At 50.3% G+C, this 17519-nt stretch carries 17 protein-coding genes; 7 read left to right on the top strand and 10 right to left on the bottom strand.

The genetic code is table 11. The features are described 5' to 3' along the window. From AC791_RS20655 to mdtD, 3 genes are all read left to right on the top strand, one after another. Positions 1-534 (top strand): hypothetical protein (locus tag AC791_RS20655; RefSeq protein WP_206742790.1); only part of this gene is annotated, 534 nt, incomplete at its 5' end. Then, positions 534-1244, top strand: coding sequence for a FadR/GntR family transcriptional regulator (locus AC791_RS05460; RefSeq protein WP_049839467.1), 711 nt, complete (start codon positions 534-536; stop codon positions 1242-1244). The genes AC791_RS20655 and AC791_RS05460, both read left to right, overlap by 1 nt. 2 nt (positions 1245-1246) lie before the next feature. Further along, positions 1247-2638 carry a multidrug transporter subunit MdtD gene (gene mdtD / locus AC791_RS05455; RefSeq protein ID WP_049839466.1) on the top strand — a complete coding sequence of 464 codons (1392 nt, stop codon included), beginning with the start codon at positions 1247-1249 and terminating at the stop codon, positions 2636-2638. Here the strand turns inward: mdtD and rbsR are convergent. The 7 genes from rbsR to kup all read right to left on the bottom strand — a co-directional run bounded on the left by rbsR (position 2635) and on the right by kup (position 10531). After that, positions 2635-3633 carry a ribose operon transcriptional repressor RbsR gene (gene rbsR, locus AC791_RS05450; protein WP_148677761.1) on the bottom strand — a complete coding sequence of 333 codons (999 nt, stop codon included), beginning with the start codon at positions 3631-3633 and terminating at the stop codon, positions 2635-2637. The two genes, mdtD and rbsR, sit on opposite strands and share 4 nt — an antisense overlap. Positions 3634-3636: 3 nt before the next feature. Then, positions 3637-4566 carry a ribokinase gene (gene rbsK, locus AC791_RS05445; protein WP_049839464.1) on the bottom strand — a complete coding sequence of 310 codons (930 nt, stop codon included), beginning with the start codon at positions 4564-4566 and terminating at the stop codon, positions 3637-3639. A 60-nt stretch (positions 4567-4626) separates the two neighbouring features. Next, a complete protein-coding gene (rbsB, locus tag AC791_RS05440; protein ID WP_049839463.1) occupies positions 4627-5517 on the bottom strand; it encodes a ribose ABC transporter substrate-binding protein RbsB in 891 nt (296 codons plus the stop codon). A 26-nt stretch (positions 5518-5543) separates the two neighbouring features. Continuing rightward, the gene (gene rbsC, locus AC791_RS05435; protein WP_049839462.1) at positions 5544-6509 is read right to left on the bottom strand and encodes a ribose ABC transporter permease; all 966 of its coding nucleotides are present in this window, start codon (positions 6507-6509) and stop codon (positions 5544-5546) included. Positions 6510-6513: 4 nt separating this feature from the next. Further along, a complete protein-coding gene (gene rbsA, locus AC791_RS05430) occupies positions 6514-8019 on the bottom strand; it encodes a ribose ABC transporter ATP-binding protein RbsA (RefSeq protein ID WP_049839461.1) in 1506 nt (501 codons plus the stop codon). Positions 8020-8026: 7 nt separating this feature from the next. Further along, positions 8027-8446, bottom strand: coding sequence for a D-ribose pyranase (gene rbsD, locus AC791_RS05425; protein WP_049839460.1), 420 nt, complete (start codon positions 8444-8446; stop codon positions 8027-8029). A gap of 216 nt (positions 8447-8662) precedes the next feature. Continuing rightward, positions 8663-10531 (bottom strand): low affinity potassium transporter Kup, encoded by a 1869-nt coding sequence (kup, locus tag AC791_RS05420; protein WP_049839459.1) that lies wholly within the window; start codon positions 10529-10531, stop codon positions 8663-8665. 218 nt (positions 10532-10749) lie between these two features. On the opposite strand from kup, the gene ravA reads away from it, so the two are divergent. Further along, positions 10750-12246, top strand: coding sequence for an ATPase RavA (ravA, locus tag AC791_RS05415; RefSeq protein WP_049839458.1), 1497 nt, complete (start codon positions 10750-10752; stop codon positions 12244-12246). Beyond that, on the top strand, positions 12240-13691 hold the full coding sequence (viaA, locus tag AC791_RS05410; protein WP_049839457.1) for an ATPase RavA stimulator ViaA: 1452 nt from the start codon (positions 12240-12242) through the stop codon (positions 13689-13691). Before ravA ends, viaA begins: the two co-directional genes overlap by 7 nt. Here viaA and asnA read toward each other — a convergent pair whose 3' ends face one another. Further along, positions 13692-14684 (bottom strand): aspartate--ammonia ligase, encoded by a 993-nt coding sequence (gene asnA / locus AC791_RS05405; RefSeq protein WP_049839456.1) that lies wholly within the window; start codon positions 14682-14684, stop codon positions 13692-13694. Between the two features lie 150 nt (positions 14685-14834). On the opposite strand from asnA, the gene asnC reads away from it, so the two are divergent. After that, a complete protein-coding gene (gene asnC, locus AC791_RS05400) occupies positions 14835-15293 on the top strand; it encodes a transcriptional regulator AsnC (RefSeq protein ID WP_049839455.1) in 459 nt (152 codons plus the stop codon). Here the strand turns inward: asnC and AC791_RS05395 are convergent. Then, positions 15233-16186 carry a hypothetical protein gene (locus AC791_RS05395; RefSeq protein WP_049839454.1) on the bottom strand — a complete coding sequence of 318 codons (954 nt, stop codon included), beginning with the start codon at positions 16184-16186 and terminating at the stop codon, positions 15233-15235. The two genes, asnC and AC791_RS05395, sit on opposite strands and share 61 nt — an antisense overlap. 54 nt (positions 16187-16240) lie before the next feature. Beyond that, complete coding sequence (locus tag AC791_RS05390) at positions 16241-16873, bottom strand: hypothetical protein (RefSeq protein ID WP_049839453.1); 633 nt, start codon at positions 16871-16873, stop codon at positions 16241-16243. A gap of 173 nt (positions 16874-17046) precedes the next feature. Here AC791_RS05390 and mioC point away from each other — a divergent pair, with 173 nt between their 5' ends. Beyond that, complete coding sequence (gene mioC, locus AC791_RS05385) at positions 17047-17496, top strand: FMN-binding protein MioC (RefSeq protein ID WP_049839452.1); 450 nt, start codon at positions 17047-17049, stop codon at positions 17494-17496. Positions 17497-17519: the final 23 nt, after the last annotated feature.

The raw sequence follows: 17519 nt of genomic DNA, 5'->3' as shown, positions 1-17519 counted from the left end.
GTGTTAGGCCTGCCGCCAGCGTTCAATCTGAGCCATGATCAAACTCTTCAATTTAAGTTTGATGCTCAAAGAATTAAACTTCGTAATGAATTACGTGTTCACTCTGAGACTTGGTATTTCTTTTTTGCCTTTCGGCATTTAAGAATCCGTATCTTCGAGTGCCCACACAGATTGTCTGATAAATTGTTAAAGAGCAGTGCAACGCGGCTTTCGCTCACCGTTGCGAGGTCCCGTATAATACGTTTTCCTCATTCAGAGTCAAGCATTTATTTTCGCTTTTCTCTGCCGGCATTCCCGGAGGAATCCCTGCTGACCCGGCGGTTTGTAATCCGTTGTTCCGTGTCAGTGGAGGCGCATTATAGGGAGTTCTTCGGCGTTGACAAGCATAAATTTAAAATAATTTACCGAGCGCGTTTTTTTTCACCAAACCGCTGCCTATTACACCAGATAATGCTCCAGATGCTGTTTTTATCATCGTATTGCGACACTAATGGCATACTAAAAGGCGTAGAAAAGATTAAGGAACAGCAGTAATGAAGTTAAGTGTCCAGCAGCTGGCTGCTCAAAAGAACCTTTCATATGTGCTGGCAGAGAAACTGGCGCAGAAGATTTTACAGGGGGAGTATGTCCCCGAGAGCATACTGCCTGGTGAAATTGAACTCGGCGAACAGTATGGCGTAAGTCGTACTGCGGTACGAGAGGCGGTTAAAACGTTAACGGCAAAAGGAATGGTATTACCCCGTCCGCGTATTGGTACACGCGTTATGCCGCGAAGCAACTGGAACTTCCTCGATAAAGAACTGCTTTCATGGTGGATGACAGAAGATAACTTCCAGGACGTCGTACAACATTTCCTGGTTATGCGCAGTAGCCTGGAACCGCAGGCATGTTTACTCGCCGCAACCTGTGGGAGTGCCGAACAGAAAGCGCAACTGAATTCATTAATGGAAGAGATGGCAGGACTAAAGCAGCATTTTCAGCGCGACCGCTGGATCGATGTAGATATGGCCTGGCATGAACACATCTATAAGATGAGTGGTAATCCCTTTCTCATCTCCTTCGCGACATTGTTTCAGTCGGTCTACCATATCTACTTCACATCTATTACGCATAACGACGTTATCAAACTTGATTTGCATCAGGCGATTGTTGATGCCATTCAGGACAGCGATGGTCATCGGGCACTGTCTGCCTGTCAGGCGCTACTCAATACGCCAGATCGTGTGCAGATAATAAAGGAGTAAGCATGACCAGGAAAAAAGGGATCAGCATGGCCGGTTTGCCATGGATTGCGGCAATGGCGTTTTTCATGCAGGCGCTGGATGCGACTATATTGAATACCGCCCTTCCTGCCATTGCGCAAAGTCTTAACCATTCACCTCTTGCTATGCAATCAACCATCATCAGTTATACCCTGACCGTCGCGATGTTGATCCCGGTTAGCGGCTGGCTGGCAGATCGCTTTGGCACGCGCTTAGTGTTCATGATTGCGGTCAGCCTGTTCACGCTTGGCTCGCTAGCCTGCGCGCTTTCCAACTCACTCACGATGCTGGTCATCTTCCGTATTGTTCAGGGGATTGGCGGCGCGATGATGATGCCCGTGGCTCGCCTCGCGTTACTACGCGCTTATCCGCGTAGCGAGCTTTTACCGGTTCTCAACTTTGTCACTATGCCGGGCCTGGTTGGCCCCATACTTGGCCCAATGCTTGGCGGAGTGCTGGTAACGTGGGCAAGCTGGCACTGGATTTTCCTGATTAATATCCCGATTGGTATCGCCGGTCTGCTTTATGCACGCAAATATATGCCGAACTTTACAACACCTCGCCGAGGTTTTGACATGGCCGGCTTTTTACTGTTTGGACTGGGACTGGTGCTCTTTTCCAGCGGCATGGAGCTGTTTGGTGAAAAGATCGTAGCGACGTGGATTGCGCTGGCGATTATGGCGCTGAGTGTTGTTCTGTTATTAAGTTACGTTCGCCATGCCCGTCGACATCCCAATCCACTGATTGCTTTGCCAATGTTTAAAACGCGTACTTTTTCCGTCGGTATTGCCGGAAATCTGGCGACGCGTCTGGGAACAGGCTGCGTTCCTTTTCTGATGCCGCTGATGTTACAGGTCGGTTTTGGTTATCCGGCGCTTATCGCGGGTTGTATGATGGCTCCCACGGCTATCGGCTCTATTCTGGCAAAATCAATGGTCACTCAGGTGCTGCGACGTCTGGGCTATCGCCGTACGTTGGTTGGCGTGACCGTCTTTATCGGGCTGATGATTGCCCAGTTCTCGCTACAGTCTCCCGCGTATCCGATCTGGATAATGCTCATCCCACTCTTCATTCTGGGAATGGCGATGTCGACGCAGTTTACCTCGATGAATACCATTACGCTTGCCGATCTGACCGACGAGAATGCCAGTAGTGGTAACAGCATGCTGGCCGTAACGCAGCAATTATCAATAAGTCTGGGGGTAGCAGTGAGCGCGGCGGTGCTGCGGTTCTATGAAGGGTTTGATAATGCCAATACGGTAGAGCAGTTTCACTATACCTTTATTACCATGGGCGCATTAACTGTCGCCTCGGCAGCGGTATTTATGTTGCTGCGCCCTAAAGATGGAAGAAACCTGACAAAAGAACGCCATTAATCGCGCGTCGAGCCGCGAACCACCAGCTCTGGCGTAAGCTGAACCCGCTGCTGCTGTTGATCGGGCTGAGCCATACGATGTATAAGCACATCAATGGCCAGCTCGCCCAGCTCATCTTTCGGTTGATGAATGGTGGTGAGCGGCGGGGTCATATAACGCGCCAGTTCAATATCGTCATACCCCACAATCGCCATATCGTCCGGAATGCGTTTGCCAGCCTGATAAAGCGCCTGATACGCGCCTACGGCCATGGCATCATTTCCGGCAAATACCGCATCAGGCGGAGACGGATGCGCAAGTAATTGCTGCATGGCGGCAAAACCACCGCCAAACTCAAAGTCCCCGGTAATTTCATAGCCTTCAGGAACAGAAAGCGCGGCCCGACGCATGGCTTTACGGTATCCCTCAAGACGCAGGCGGGCAGGCGTTTTGTCCAGCGGCCCGGTGAGGCAACCAATCCGCGTATAGCCCCGGTCAATCAGATGTTGAGTCGCTAAATAGCCGCCCAGTAATGAATTATCCTGAATGAGATCGCTGTCACCATCAAAAGGTGCCCAGTCCATCATTACGGTAGGGACCGAAGGATAGCGCTGCATAATCGCCTGTGAAGGCTGATGGGTTTCAGTACACAGCAGCAGTAATCCATCAACGCGCTTTTGCATCAGCGTCTCAAGATTCTGATTCATTCGCTGCTCGTCACCTTCGGTATTGCACAATACCAGGCTGTAACCGCGTTCAAAACAGCTGCGTTCAACACCGCGTACCAGTTCGGAATAAAAAGGGTTAGAACTGGCGGTAATCAGCATTCCGATGGTCCGGGTCTGATTCAGTTTGAGGCTACGCGCCAGCGCGGAAGGAGCATAGTTTAGTGATTTTATTGCAGCATCCACTTTGTCAGTGATGGCTGCACTGACAAAACGGTCTTTATTGATGACGTGAGAAACCGTTGAGGTGGATACGCCCGCCAGGCGGGCAACGTCCTTCATTGTCGCCACTGATTACCCCTGTTGACGTAAAAACAGGTCAATCTCTTCACGCCACGGTACAGATGGCTGCGCCCCTTTTCGCGTAACCGCAATCGCCGCCGCCGCATGTGCAAAACGAATCGAATCTGCCATCGGTTTGTCTTCCAGCAGCGCGGTGACGAGTGCGCCATTAAAAGTATCACCTGCGGCAATGGTATCGACCGCTTCGACGTGAAATCCAGCAACGCGTTGACCTTCACCTTCAACACTCGCCCAGACACCGCGGCTGCCGAGGGTAATAATGACCGTTTTAATGCCTTTTTCGTGAAGCGCCTGCGCCGCATTCGCTGCATCTTCGTCGTTCCGGACATTAATTCCGGTAAGCTTTTCGGCTTCGGTTTCGTTAGGGGTAATAATGTCGACCAGCGTCAACAGCTCATCGGGTAATGCCTGTGCAGGCGCAGGATTCAATACCACGGTCGTTTGATGCTGATGCGCGATGTTTGCCGCCGCCAGTACGCTTTCAATAGGTGATTCGAGTTGCATTAGTAACGTTGACGCCTGCGCAATACGATCTCGCTGAGCCTCAACCAGAGAAGGTGAGAGGGCCGCATTAGCACCCGCATGGATCCCGATCACATTCTCCCCCTCGCCGTTGACGAAAATCAGCGCGACACCGGTGGATTCGCCCGCAATAGTGCTGACTGGCTCAATGTCTACGTTATCGCTAATCAGCTGCGTGCGAATGCGTTCCCCGGTGTCATCATCTCCGGTACAGGCAATAAACGCGATATTGGCTCCGCTACGTCCGGCGGCCACCGCCTGATTCGCACCTTTACCGCCAAACGCAATTTGATACTGGTTACCAATAACGGTTTCACCAGGTGTCGGGAAAGTATTGAGATTAAGAATGTGATCGGCATTAATGCTGCCGAGGACGACGAGATTGCCTGCTGTTTTCATATCCGGAGTGTCCCTTAACATGCGCCACCAGATGGATGGCGCACGTCCTGCTTTTATAAATTACTGTTTGATAACCAGCTTCAGATCAACCGGATATTTTGCCTGGACCTTTTCACCTTTCAGCACTTTATCTGCCGTTTCGATACCTTTCGCGCCAATCTGTTCCGGTAACTGGGCAATAGTTGCAGCCAGTTTGCCATCATTTACCGCTTTTTCGCCATCCGGCGTACCGTCAAATCCGACAACCATCACATCAGATTTACCGGCGGTTTGCAGGGCACGCAGTGCGCCCAGTGCCATTTCGTCGTTCTGCGCAAATACCGCTTTGACATCAGGATGTGCGGTCAGCAGGTTCTGCATAACGTTCAGACCTTTAGTGCGATCGAAGTCGGCAGGCTGGCTGGCCAGAACGTTAAATTTGTGGGCAGCAACGGCCTGCTGGAAGCCTTCACCACGCTCACGCGCGGCAGAAGTACCGGCAATTCCCTGAAGCTCAATGACTTTCGCGCCTTCGCCTGCTTTTTTGGCAATATAGTCTCCGGCGATTTTGCCGCCCAGCACGTTATCGGATGCAATATGGCTGACAACGTCGCCTTTGGCAGCCTGACGATCCAGCGTAATAACTGGAATGTTTGCCTGATTTGCCATCTTAACCGCGTTACCGACTGCATCAGAATCCGTTGGGTTAATCAGCATGATTTTGGTGCCACGAACCGTTAAATCCTGAACGTTAGCTAACTCTTTGGCCGGGTTATTCTGTGAATCCAGTACGACCAGGTTATAGCCCAGTTTGTCCGCTTCTTTCTGTGCGCCATCTTTAAGAGAGACAAAGAAAGGGTTATTTAGCGTAGAGACCACCAGCGCAATAGTATCCTTCGCCATCGCGTTTGCACTGACCGTCGCACTCAGTGCAACAGCAGAAACCAGAGTTGCCAGTTTTTTCATGTTCATATTTAAGATGTCCTGTAGTGTCATTATTACTGCTTTTTGTTGTCGACCAGTACCGCCAGCAAAATCACCACTGCTTTGACGATCATCTGGTAATAAGAAGAAACACCTAACAAATTTAAGCCGTTATTCAGGAAGCCAAGGATGAGTGCACCGATCAGCGTCCCGACGATACGCCCCTTGCCACCGGCCAGACTGGTTCCGCCCAGTACCACGGCGGCGATAGCATCCAGCTCATACCCCGTGCCCGCCGTTGGCTGTGCAGAAGAGAGACGCGCAACTTCGATAATGCCTGCCAGCGAGGCCAGCAGACCGCTCAATGAATAGACAATGATTTTGATTTTATTAACGCTAATCCCGGATAAGCGCGTTGCTGATTCATTCCCGCCCAGCGCATAGATATAGCGGCCCAGACGTGTGTGATGAAGCATGTACCAGGCAGCGAGGAAGACAATACCCATGATCCAGACCGGCGTTGGAATGCCGAGAGGACGACCAATACCGAACCAGCCAAACAGATCGGCGTTATCCGTAAAACCGGTATTAACCGGGCTACCATTGGTGTACACCATCGTCACGCCACGCAGCAGCAGCATCATGACCAGGGTCGCAATAAATGCCTGCACGCGTCCTTTCGCCACAATCATGCCGGTCAGACCGCCAATCGCCGCACCAAGTGCCAGCGAAGCAGCAACGGCTACCAGCGCGTTGACTTCGATACCGACAATTGATGCCGCTACCGCACCGGTAAGTGCCATCAGGGAGCCGACAGACAGGTCGATACCCGATGTCAGGATCACCAGCGTCATCCCCACCGCCATAATGGCGTTAACGGAGGTTTGCTGAAGGATGTTGAACAGGTTATTGACGGTAAAAAAGTTCGGACTCATGGTAGAGACAATCGCGATCAGCACCAGTAAAGCGATCAGCGATTTTTGCTCCATCAGCCACGCTTTAGTGAAATAACGGCGACCAGAAACAGCCTGGGTTGTCATTTTATTACTCCTGATTCACGCGATTAAGCTTGCCGACGGCGGCAGCCATTAATACTTCCTGAGTGGCCTGTTCGCGAGTGAATTCCCCGCCGTTGTGGCCTTCGTGCATAACCATAATACGATCGCTCATGCCCAGGACCTCTGGCATCTCAGAAGAGACCAGAATGATGCTCAGGCCTTCAGCCTTAAACTGATTGATAAGCTGATAAATCTCTTTTTTAGCGCCGACATCCACACCGCGCGTCGGCTCATCCAGAATCAGGACTTTAGGTCGCGTCATCAGGCCGCGGGCAATCGCCACTTTTTGCTGATTGCCTCCGGAAAGCAGACCAATAGCCTGCTCCATTGACGGCGTTTTAACATTGAACAGGCGGATAAAATCACCCACCGCCTGCTGTTCATCTTTATGTTTCAGGCTGCCGCCAGTACGGCTAAAATAGCGCAGTGCCGTCAGGGACATATTCTCTTTGACGGACATACCCAGTACGAGGCCGTCGCGCTTACGATCTTCAGAGATATAGACAATCCCATTGGCCAGACCATCCTGCGGGGTACGCGTCACCACGTCCCGACCATTCAGCGTAACGGAGCCGCCGGTTCGCGGTAGCGCACCGTACAATACTTTCATCAATTCAGTACGTCCGGCGCCCATCAGTCCGGCTACACCGAGGATCTCACCTCTACGCAGGGAAAAAGAGACGTTGTCGACGCCCGGTCCGCTGAGGTTATCCACTTTCAGAAGCATATTTCCCGGCATTTTATCTAGCCGTGGATACTGATCTTCCAGCTTGCGGCCCACCATCATTTCAATCAGCGTATCTTCGGTCAGACTTGAGACGTCACGCTCGGCAATGAACTGCCCGTCGCGAAACACGGTAACGTCATCGCAAATCTCGAAGATCTCTTTCATTCGGTGGGAAATATAAACAATACCCCGCCCCTGCGCTTTAAGTTCGCGGATCACGCGAAACAGGGAGTCGGTTTCGGTATCGGTAAGGGCATCGGTCGGTTCATCCATAATGATGACCTTCGACTCGAAACTCAGTACTTTGGCTATTTCAACCATCTGCTGATCGCCAATCGATAATTCACCCACCAGCCGATCGCTCTTAAAGCGCAGGTTAAGTTTTGCCAGCAGGGTATTGGCTTCGGCATACATCTTTTTCCAGTCGATTTTGCCAAACCGATTAACGAATTCACGCCCGAGGAAAATGTTTTCCGCAATAGTAAGCTGCGGGATCAGGTTCAGCTCCTGGTGGATGATGCCGATCCCGGCTTCCTGAGAGGATTTAGGCCCGGTAAAAGTAGTTTCTTTGCCCAGCCATAACAGTGAACCCGCATCGCGTGTATAGATGCCGGTCAGCACTTTCATCATGGTGGATTTACCCGCGCCATTTTCGCCTACCAGCGCCATAACGCGGCCTGAATAGACGTTTAACGCCGCGCCGGAAAGCGCTTTAACGCCGGGGAACGCTTTATCGATCCCGTTGAGTTGCAGTAATGCGTCCATGATGGCCTCAGAAGGTCACGCCAGCACAGAGAATAATATTCGCAAACGGAGAACACTCTCCGCTGCGAATAACCGCCTGGCTATCTGCGGTCTGTTTTTTAAAGTCTTCGTGCGATATATAACGCACTTCTATGGTATTTCCCTGGTGTTGTTGCAGCTGCCCGATATGATCGAGCAACGTTTCGTGGAGCTGTGGATTGTGCTGCTTAATTTCAGTTGCGAGGATAGCGGTCTCAACCTGCATTTCATGGGTCACGACATCCAGTACCTGCATAAAGCTGGGGACCCCCTGAGTTAATGCCATATCAATACGCAATGTGCTGGACGGAACAGGTAAGCCCGCATCACAAACTACCAGCGTATCGGTATGCCCTAACTGAGCGATAACCGAAGAAATTGCAGAATTCAGCACCGTACCTTTTTTCATTTTCAAGCTCCACTAGCGAAACGTTTCGCTGAATAGAGTGTAGCGCGATCGTTGAGCATAAAACCATCGCAGGGTTACAGAAATGTGATCGCCGTCGAAACGTTTCGTTAACGCAATCTGAAAGGAGCGTAGAGGGGGAATAAGTTAGCTGCACACGACCCGGCGTGCAGCTAACCTACCGGACATACAGAACGCCGCCCGGCAGGTTAGGCCCGATTAAATCTCGACCTGGGTACCCAGCTCAATCACCCGGTTAGGCGGGATCTCAAACTGGTCCGGCGCACGTAACGCATTGCGCTGGAGTAGCAGAAAGAGTTTCCCGCGCAGGCGCAGGTAGAGCGGCCGCTTGCCAATAATTAATGACTCATGCGACATAAAGAACGAGGTTTCCATCATCCGGCAGCTTAAACCTTCCAGACCGCAGCGGTGGAATACCTCTTCCACGTTAGGGGTTTCACGCCAGCCATAGCTGGCAACCACTCGCCAGAAGGTTGGTGACAGCTGCTCGATTTGTACGCGCTTTACGTTATGCACGTAAGGCGCATCTTCTGTACGCAATGTCAGCAGGATCACCCGCTCATGCAGGACCTTGTTGTGCTTGAGATTATGCATCAGCGCAAACGGAATGACATTCAGCGCGCGGGACATATATACCGCAGTACCCGGCACGCGGATGGGTGGCGACTTCTCTAACGAGGCAATCATCGCTTCCAGCGAGTTACCGTGCTCATGCATACGGCGCAGCAGACGGAAACGCTCACTTTTCCACGTTGTCATAATGGTAAACATGACAAGTCCCAGACTTAATGGCAGCCAGCCGCCGGAAACAATCTTATCCAGATTAGCCGAGAACAGCGGGATATCAATACACAAGAACGCCACCAGAATAAACGCCACCAGGAACTTGTTCCAGTGCCAGTTTTTACGCGCGACCGTGGTGGAAAGGAACGTGGTTAATACCATGGTTCCGGTAACCGCGATACCGTAAGCCGCCGCCAGATTACTGGAGTGTTCGAAACTGACAATAACAATCACAACCGCGGCATACAGCAACCAGTTAACGAATGGGATATAAATCTGCCCTGATTCCATTTCAGAGGTATGAATAATCCGCATTGGCGACAGATAGCCCAGACGCACCGCCTGACGGGTCAGCGAGAAGACGCCGGAAATCACCGCCTGCGACGCAATAACCGTTGCCAGCGCAGAGATAATCAGCAGCGGGATCAGCGCCCATTCTGGTGCCAGCAGGAAGAACGGGTTTTTAATTGCCTCCGGGTGGCGCAACAAGAGCGCACCCTGACCAAAATAATTCAGAACCAGGGAAGGTAATACCACCGAAAACCAGGCCAGCCGAATCGGCAGTTTGCCAAAGTGTCCCATGTCCGCATACAGCGCTTCAACGCCGGTAATCGACAGCACGACCGCCCCAAGCGCGACAAAAGAGATAGTTTTATATTCAAGGAAGAAATGTACTGCCCACATCGGATTCAGCGCATGCAGCACATCCGGGTTAGCAATAATGCTGCGTATCCCCAACACGGCCAAAATAAGAAACCAGATCAGCATAATAGGCGCGAAAAGCTTACCGACTATGCCGGTACCGTGCTTTTGGATCATAAACAGCAGGGTAAGAACCATGATGGAGAGGGGAACCACCCACGAATCCAGCTGTGGCGCAACAATTTCCAGACCTTCAATCGCCGACATCACCGATATCGCAGGCGTAATAACCACTTCGCCATAAAAAAAGCTACCGCCAATCAGCCCCATGATCACCAGCACCGAGGTCATTCTGGCCGACGTATTACGCCCTGCTAATGACATCAGCGTCAGTATCCCGCCCTCTCCGGCATTGTCTGCCCGCATGACGAAGGTCAGATATTTAATAGAAACGACAAAAATGAGAAGCCAAAAAATCAGCGACAGAAAACCAAACACGGCATCGCGTTCTACGCCAAAACCGAACTGGCCGGAAAGACATTCACGCAGTGTATAAAGTGGGCTGGTGCCAATATCACCGTAGACAACCCCAATGGCTGCGAGCGTTATCGCAGACAATGATTGCTTATTATCAGTGCTCATAGACAGTTCTTATGTTGAAATAAGGAATGTGCGCGTAATCCCTTGGCCCACAAAAAACGCACAGTATGCATGATAAATGGCAAAATCGTACCCCTAAGTGAAGTCGGGTTAACCTGGCTCAAAAAATGAGTCTGCCCTCCCGTCTATTACCGGCCTTACGCTAAAACGCTATACTCGCATTTTACCGCTGTAAAAAAGCAGAAGGACGAAACTTGATTATGGCTCAATCACATCTGTTAGCAGAAAGAATTTCCCATTTAAGCAGTGCCCTGGAAAAAGGACTTTTTGAGCGCAGCCACGCAATTCGCCTTTGTTTGCTGGCGGCATTAAGCGGTGAAAGTGTTTTCCTGTTAGGCCCGCCAGGCATTGCCAAAAGCCTGATTGCCCGCCGTCTGAAATATGCCTTTCAACATGCGCGTGCGTTTGAGTATCTGATGACGCGTTTTTCCACGCCGGAAGAAGTCTTCGGTCCACTGTCTATCCAGGCATTAAAAGACGAAGGTCGCTATGAGCGTCTTACCGCAGGCTATCTGCCAGAAGCGGAAATTGTTTTTCTGGATGAAATCTGGAAAGCAGGTCCGGCAATTCTCAATACGCTGTTAACCGCCATTAACGAACGGCATTTTCGCAACGGCGCGCATGAGGAAAAAATTCCAATGCGCCTGCTGGTGGCTGCCTCTAACGAACTGCCGGAAACAGACAGCAGTCTGGAAGCGCTGTACGACCGTATGCTCATCCGCCTGTGGCTGGACAAAGTGCAGGAGAAAGGCAACTTTCGCGCCATGTTAACCGCTCAGCAGGATGAGCACGAAAATCCGGTCGCCGCCAATTTACAAGTGACTGACGAAGAGTTTGCCCAGTGGCAGATCGATATCGGTAAAATCACGTTGCCGGAGAGCGTTTTTGAACTGATCTTTTTACTGCGCCAGCAACTTGATAATTTGCCCGCTGCACCGTACGTTTCCGATCGTCGCTGGAAAAAAGCTATTCGTCTGCTTCAGGCCAGCGCCTTTTTTAGCGGGCGTGATTCGATCGCACCGATTGACGTGATCCTGCTGAAAGACTGCCTGTGGCACGACGCGGAAAGCAAAAATCTGCTCCAGCAGCAGCTCGAAATATTGATGACCGGACACGCCTGGCAACAACAATCTCTGCTGACGCGCCTGGGGGCAATAACCCAGCATCGCATTCAGTTGCAACAGCAGCAAAGTGATAAAACCGCACTGAAGGTGCTGCGTCAGGGCGGCCTGTTTAGCCGAAAACCGCATTATGAATTGCCGCCTGAGATAAAGGGAGACGTGATTACTCTGCTGCTGCAAAAACCGCTAAAACTGCACGATTTGAACGTGGTTCATATCACGCTGGAGCGAACGGCACTGGAAAGCTGGCTGGAAAAAGGGGGCGAGATCCGCGCTAAACTTAATGGCATTGGCTTTGCGCAGGTTATTAACCTTGAGGTAGATGCCAGCCAGTATCTGGTTGCGCGCGACATTAGTCTTCAGGAAACACGGCTTGCGCTGCCAGGCCTTTCCCAGGAAAACGTGCCGGAAGAGATTAAACAGCAGCTCGATGCGCTGGACGATCAGTGGCATCAGCAACATACCCGGTTCAGCGAGCAGCAAAAGTGTCTGTTCATCACTGCGGACTGGCTGGGACGTATTGAAGCCAGCCTGCAGGACGTCGGAGAGCAGATCAAACAGGCTAAACAATGCTAAACCTGGATACGCTAAATGTCCTGTTGGCCATTGGTGAAGAGGGATTGATCGAAGAGACCATTCTTGTATTAATGGCCTCTCCTGTACTGGCACTCTTTTTTGAAAAATTCCCGCGGCTGAAAAATGCGGTGACTGACGATATTCCTCGCTGGCGTGAAGCGTTAAAAAACAGCCTTAAAGAAACCCATGTTTCACCGGAGCTGACCGAAGAAGTGCTCTGTTATCAGCAAACTCAGTTGCTTTCTACTTCACAATTTATCGTTCAGTTACCGCAAATTCAGACGCTGTTAAATAGGGTTAGCTCACCTTATTACGCTCAGGCCAGGCGGCTGGTGGAAGAAAACCCTGTATTTACCCCTGCACTGCACACGCTATTCCTACAGCGCTGGCGGCTAAGTCTGGTGGTTCAGGCCACCACGCTGAATCAACAGCTTCTTGAAGAAGAACACGATAAGCTGCTTAACGAAGTGCAGGAGCGCATGACATTAAGCGGTCAGCTTGAACCGGTACTGGTGGAAAATGACACTGCCGCAGGTCGGCTGTGGGACATGAGTGCCGGCAAACTTCAGCGCGGCGATTATCAATTGATCGTCAAATATGGCGATTTTCTGACGCAGCAACCAGAACTGATACAGCTCGCTGAACAGCTTGGCCGCTCGCGTGAAGCCAAATCAATCCCTAAAAAAGATGCGCCGATGGAAACCTTTCGTACTTTAGTACGCGAGCCATCACACGTGCCGGAGCAGGTCGATGGCATCATGCAGAGCGATGATATTCTGCGTCTGCTGCCGCCTGAGCTGGCGACTCTGGGCATCACGGAACTCGAATATGAATTTTATCGACGGCTGCTGGAAAAACAGCTTTTAACCTATCGTTTGCACGGCGAGGCGTGGCGGGAAAAAATCGCTGAGCGCCCGGTCATTCATCAGGATGTTGACGAGCAGCCGCGTGGGCCTTTTATTGTTTGCGTCGATACATCAGGCTCTATGGGCGGGTTCAATGAGCAGTGCGCTAAAGCGTTTTGCCTGGCATTGATGCGGATCGCACTCGCCGATAATCGCCGCTGCTTCATCATGCTCTTTTCAAGCGAGGTCGTGCGCTATGAACTCAGCGGACCTCAGGCAATTGAGCAGGCAATCCGTTTTCTCAGTCAGCGCTTTCGCGGCGGTACGGATATGGCGAGCTGTTTTCGCGCCATCATTGAGCGAATGCAGGGGCCGGAATGGGCCGATGCTGATGCAGTGGTGATTTCTGATTTCATCGCCCAGCGACTGCCGGACGAGGTAGTAAATAAGGTAGGAGAACTGCAGAGGGTTAATCAGCACCGTTTTCATGCCGTGGCGATGTCGGCACAGGGTAAACCCGGTATCATGCGCATTTTCGATCATATCTGGCGCTTTGATACCGGACTTCGCAGTCGCCTGTTACGGCGCTGGCGGCGCTAATTACAGTAGCGCAGAGACGCTTTCACGAACCTGCGCGGGCCACACGCCACACTGAACCTGGCCAATATGCGGTAACTGTAGCAACAGCATTGTCAAACGCGACTGCCCAATACCGCCGCCAATAGTCTGCGGCATTTCACCGCGCAGCAGCGCCTGATGCCACTCGAGCTTCAGGCGATCTTCATCACCCGTTAATGCTAACTGGCGTTTTAGCGTTTCGGCATCCACGCGGATCCCCATAGAAGACAGTTCAAAAGCATCTTCCAGAATCGGGTTCCAGACCAGAATATCACCGTTCAAACCAGCACAGCCGGAAGCGCTGGCTGAACTCCAGTCATCATAATCTGGCGCACGAACATCGTGACGCTGCCCGTCAGACAGTTTTCCACCGATACCGATCAGGAATACCGCGCCCAGCTCTTTCGCGATCGCCCGTTCACGCCCTTTAGCATCAAGATCCGGGAAACGGGACAGCAGATCCTGACTATGAACAAAGTGGATCCGATCTGGCAGGAACGGTGTCAGACCAAATTCTTTACTCACTGCCGCTTCGGTCGCTTTAATACCGGACCAGATAGCCTCAACGGTAGAATGCAGCGTGGCAATGTGACGTTCGCCATCACCCATCACGCGTTCCCAGTCCCACTGATCAACATAAACGGAATGAATGGCGGTCAGTCGGTCTTCATCGGGGCGAAGGGCTTTCATGTGCGTGTATAGCCCTTCGCCCGCGCTGAAGTCGTGTTGTCCCAGGGTTTGACGTTTCCATTTCGCCAGTGAGTGAACCACTTCGAAACAGGCGTCTGGCAGCGTTTTCACTTTAACCTGCACCGCTTTTTCACAGCCCGATAAGTTATCCTGCGTTCCGTCCCCGACACGGCTCAGAATCGGAGCCTGTACTTCAATCAGGCCCAGTTTCTCTTCCAGCTGTCGGGAAAAGTGGGATTTAACGAAACTGATCTGGCGTTGTTTTGCGATATAAGCGGTTTTCATTTTTATACTCCTGCGTCCTGTTGGATATGATTAAGCAACAAAAAGCGGGTGCAATTCAATAATCCACAAAGAAAAAGCCATCCTGACTTTTGATTCGTTAAAATAATGCGCTAAAATAGACAGAATCATTATTCTTCATAAGAAAAAGCTATGGAAAATTATCAAATCGACAATCTGGATCGCAGCATTCTGGATGCCCTGATGGAAAATGCCCGTACTGCCTATGCTGAATTAGCCAAGCAGTTTGGCGTCAGTCCGGGGACCATTCACGTTCGTGTGGAAAAGATGAAGCAGGCAGGCATTATTACCGGCGCACGCATTGATGTCAGCCCCAAAAAGCTGGGTTACGATGTAGGATGCTTTATCGGTATCATTCTAAAGAGCGCAAAAGACTACCCTTCTGCGCTGGCAAGGCTGGAAAGCCTTGATGAAGTGACCGAAGCGTATTACACCACCGGTCACTACAGCATCTTTATTAAAGTTATGTGCAAATCGATCGATGCGCTACAGCATGTTCTGATTAATAAGATCCAGACAATCGATGAAATTCAGTCAACTGAGACACTAGTCGTGCTGCAGGATCCGATATGCCGTCCTGTTCGTCCTTGATCCTGGCCTGATTCTTCAACAGAAGAAGGTGTTGTCTTTCTGGCGGCTTGCTGGACAGCTATTTCATTCGCTAAATCCTGCTTTGCTTTCATCAGTTCCAGCCGCGCTTCCTGCACTTTGCCACCTACATCCAGCTCAGTACGATCCCCTACTTCATTTTCAGGAAGATTGAGGTATTCAGTTTGCAACTCATCCAGTTGACTTTCTGCAAACTCATACTTAGTGGCGGCGACAAATACTTTTGCCTGCGCAACATTTAATGAGGCGATCTGTAAGGCATCAACTTTTTTACCGGATTTGATTGCGGCCTCGGCTAACAAGGCTTCTTTTGCGCTAAGCCTGTCTTGCGCTTTTTGAGGATTTTTAGAGGCGTTATTAGCCTCAGTTTTTGCTTTATCGACATCGTCTTGTGCTTTATTCACTTCTGCCTGAACTTTTTTAAAGGATGCCAGAGCTGAATCATATTTTTCAGTTGCCTTTTGCAAAAAGGCAACCGCGCTCTCATGCCTCATTTCCAGGACTTTATTGGGATTTTGTAGTATATCGATTGTGGTCTGGTTCATGGCCTTACTCTCAGCATGACGACTGGACATATATCCCAGCGTTCCAACACCGATAAGCGCAATTCCAATACCAATGGCTGCCGGATTAGCGGTTAAACCGCCAATCGCCGTCGTGGCGATCCCAACACCAGCAATCAGTTTAGGGTGAGATTTAACAAAGTTAATAGGCACATTGACGACTTTTTTTAACGTAGCGGCAAATGTGTTGACTTTAGAACCTATGCTCGACTGTTTAATATCACTGTATTTTCCTTCGACGGCGTCTTTCGCGTGGGATGCCGCAGCAGAAATACGGTAATAACCTGATGCAACAGCGTTTGAAACTGGCATAAAATTTTCCTTTTATATTATATAGATATTATAGTTAACATACTCACTCCACTTTTACGCTGGAGAGTTGGCCTCATCAAAGAACGTACCCATTAGCTTTTTCTTTTCCTTATCCCTTGCCTCATTCGCTACCTCATTCACTACCTCATTGAGTGCACCAATGACCACCTCCTTAATTGAATCCTTGATTGCCTTATCGATTGCCTGATTGATTTCCTCCTTGATTGCCTCATACTTTGCCTCATCAACTACTTCATTCGTTGCCTCATTAATTACCTCATAATCTGCCTTATCATTTTCCTGATAAATTTCCTTATACCCTGCCTCATTGGTTGACTTATTCGTTGCCTCATTCATTGCCTTATTCTCAGCATGAATATTGGACATATATCCCAGCGTGCCGGCAGCAGTAAGCGCCATTCCTATACCCATGGCAGTCGACTTATCGGTCAGACCACCAATCGCTGTCATTGCAATTCCAATGCCGGCAATCAGTTGGGGTTGAGATTTAAAGAAGTCAAAAGGCACATTAACTACTTTTTTTAATGTGGCGGCAAATGAGCTGAATCTGGAGCCTGCGTTTGCCTGTTCACTATTACTGGATTGTATTCTGCTAACGTTTCGGGTATGAGATACAGTAGCAAAATGAATGTTATTAAATGATCGATTGGCGCTGGTGCATAGCATGATTCTCTCCTTCTTATACGAATAACTGAATATATTCAGAAACCCGCAGTCCATATTTCAAATAATGCTCGACAGAGAATATATAAACTTTTCTTCATACTCATATTATCCACAGGTAGATCCCAGCTCGTCCACAGAGTACAATAGCGCCTCTTTAACAGGATGAGCTTCTTATGGCAGACATAACTCTTATTAGCGGCAGCACGCTTGGTGGTGCCGAATATGTAGCGGATCACCTGGCTGAAAAGCTTGAAGATGCCGGTTTTTCTACCGAAACACTACATGGTCCACTACTGGAGGAACTGTCCGCTGCCGGGATCTGGTTGGTTATCTGCTCCACACATGGTGCGGGCGATCTGCCTGACAACATCCAGCCTCTTTTTGACGATCTTAAAGCACAACATCCAGACCTTAGTCAGGTCCAATTTGGTGCTATCGGTTTAGGCAGTCGGGAATATGACACGTTCTGTGGTGCGATCGAGAAACTGGACGCTGAAATGAAGATCTGCGGAGCCAAACAGATCGGCGAAACGCTGAAGATCAACGTGCTTGAACATGACATTCCAGAAGATCCGGCAGAAATTTGGCTCGGCTCATGGATTAATTTACTCAAAAATGATTAAAGATCGTGCGATCAACTGTGGAT

The organism is Klebsiella sp. RIT-PI-d (genome assembly GCF_001187865.1).
Taxonomy (GTDB): domain Bacteria; phylum Pseudomonadota; class Gammaproteobacteria; order Enterobacterales; family Enterobacteriaceae; genus Superficieibacter.
Note: the sequence above shows the minus strand (reverse complement) of the source record. Positions and strands in the feature narration are given on the sequence as shown.

Excerpts from the sequence above, each read along its gene's own strand:
- AC791_RS05460 (WP_049839467.1), top strand. The coding sequence starts at position 534 with ATGAAGTTAAGTGTCCAGCAGCTGGCTGCTCAAAAGAACCTTTCATAT.
- mdtD (WP_049839466.1), top strand. The coding sequence starts at position 1,247 with ATGACCAGGAAAAAAGGGATCAGCATGGCCGGTTTGCCATGGATTGCG.
- rbsK (WP_049839464.1), bottom strand. The coding sequence starts at position 4,566 with ATGAAAACAGCAGGCAATCTCGTCGTCCTCGGCAGCATTAATGCCGAT.
- rbsB (WP_049839463.1), bottom strand. The coding sequence starts at position 5,517 with ATGAACATGAAAAAACTGGCAACTCTGGTTTCTGCTGTTGCACTGAGT.
- rbsC (WP_049839462.1), bottom strand. The coding sequence starts at position 6,509 with ATGACAACCCAGGCTGTTTCTGGTCGCCGTTATTTCACTAAAGCGTGG.
- rbsA (WP_049839461.1), bottom strand. The coding sequence starts at position 8,019 with ATGGACGCATTACTGCAACTCAACGGGATCGATAAAGCGTTCCCCGGC.
- rbsD (WP_049839460.1), bottom strand. The coding sequence starts at position 8,446 with ATGAAAAAAGGTACGGTGCTGAATTCTGCAATTTCTTCGGTTATCGCT.
- kup (WP_049839459.1), bottom strand. The coding sequence starts at position 10,531 with ATGAGCACTGATAATAAGCAATCATTGTCTGCGATAACGCTCGCAGCC.
- ravA (WP_049839458.1), top strand. The coding sequence starts at position 10,750 with ATGGCTCAATCACATCTGTTAGCAGAAAGAATTTCCCATTTAAGCAGT.
- viaA (WP_049839457.1), top strand. The coding sequence starts at position 12,240 with ATGCTAAACCTGGATACGCTAAATGTCCTGTTGGCCATTGGTGAAGAG.
- asnA (WP_049839456.1), bottom strand. The coding sequence starts at position 14,684 with ATGAAAACCGCTTATATCGCAAAACAACGCCAGATCAGTTTCGTTAAA.
- asnC (WP_049839455.1), top strand. The coding sequence starts at position 14,835 with ATGGAAAATTATCAAATCGACAATCTGGATCGCAGCATTCTGGATGCC.
- AC791_RS05395 (WP_049839454.1), bottom strand. The coding sequence starts at position 16,186 with ATGCCAGTTTCAAACGCTGTTGCATCAGGTTATTACCGTATTTCTGCT.
- AC791_RS05390 (WP_049839453.1), bottom strand. The coding sequence starts at position 16,873 with ATGCTATGCACCAGCGCCAATCGATCATTTAATAACATTCATTTTGCT.
- mioC (WP_049839452.1), top strand. The coding sequence starts at position 17,047 with ATGGCAGACATAACTCTTATTAGCGGCAGCACGCTTGGTGGTGCCGAA.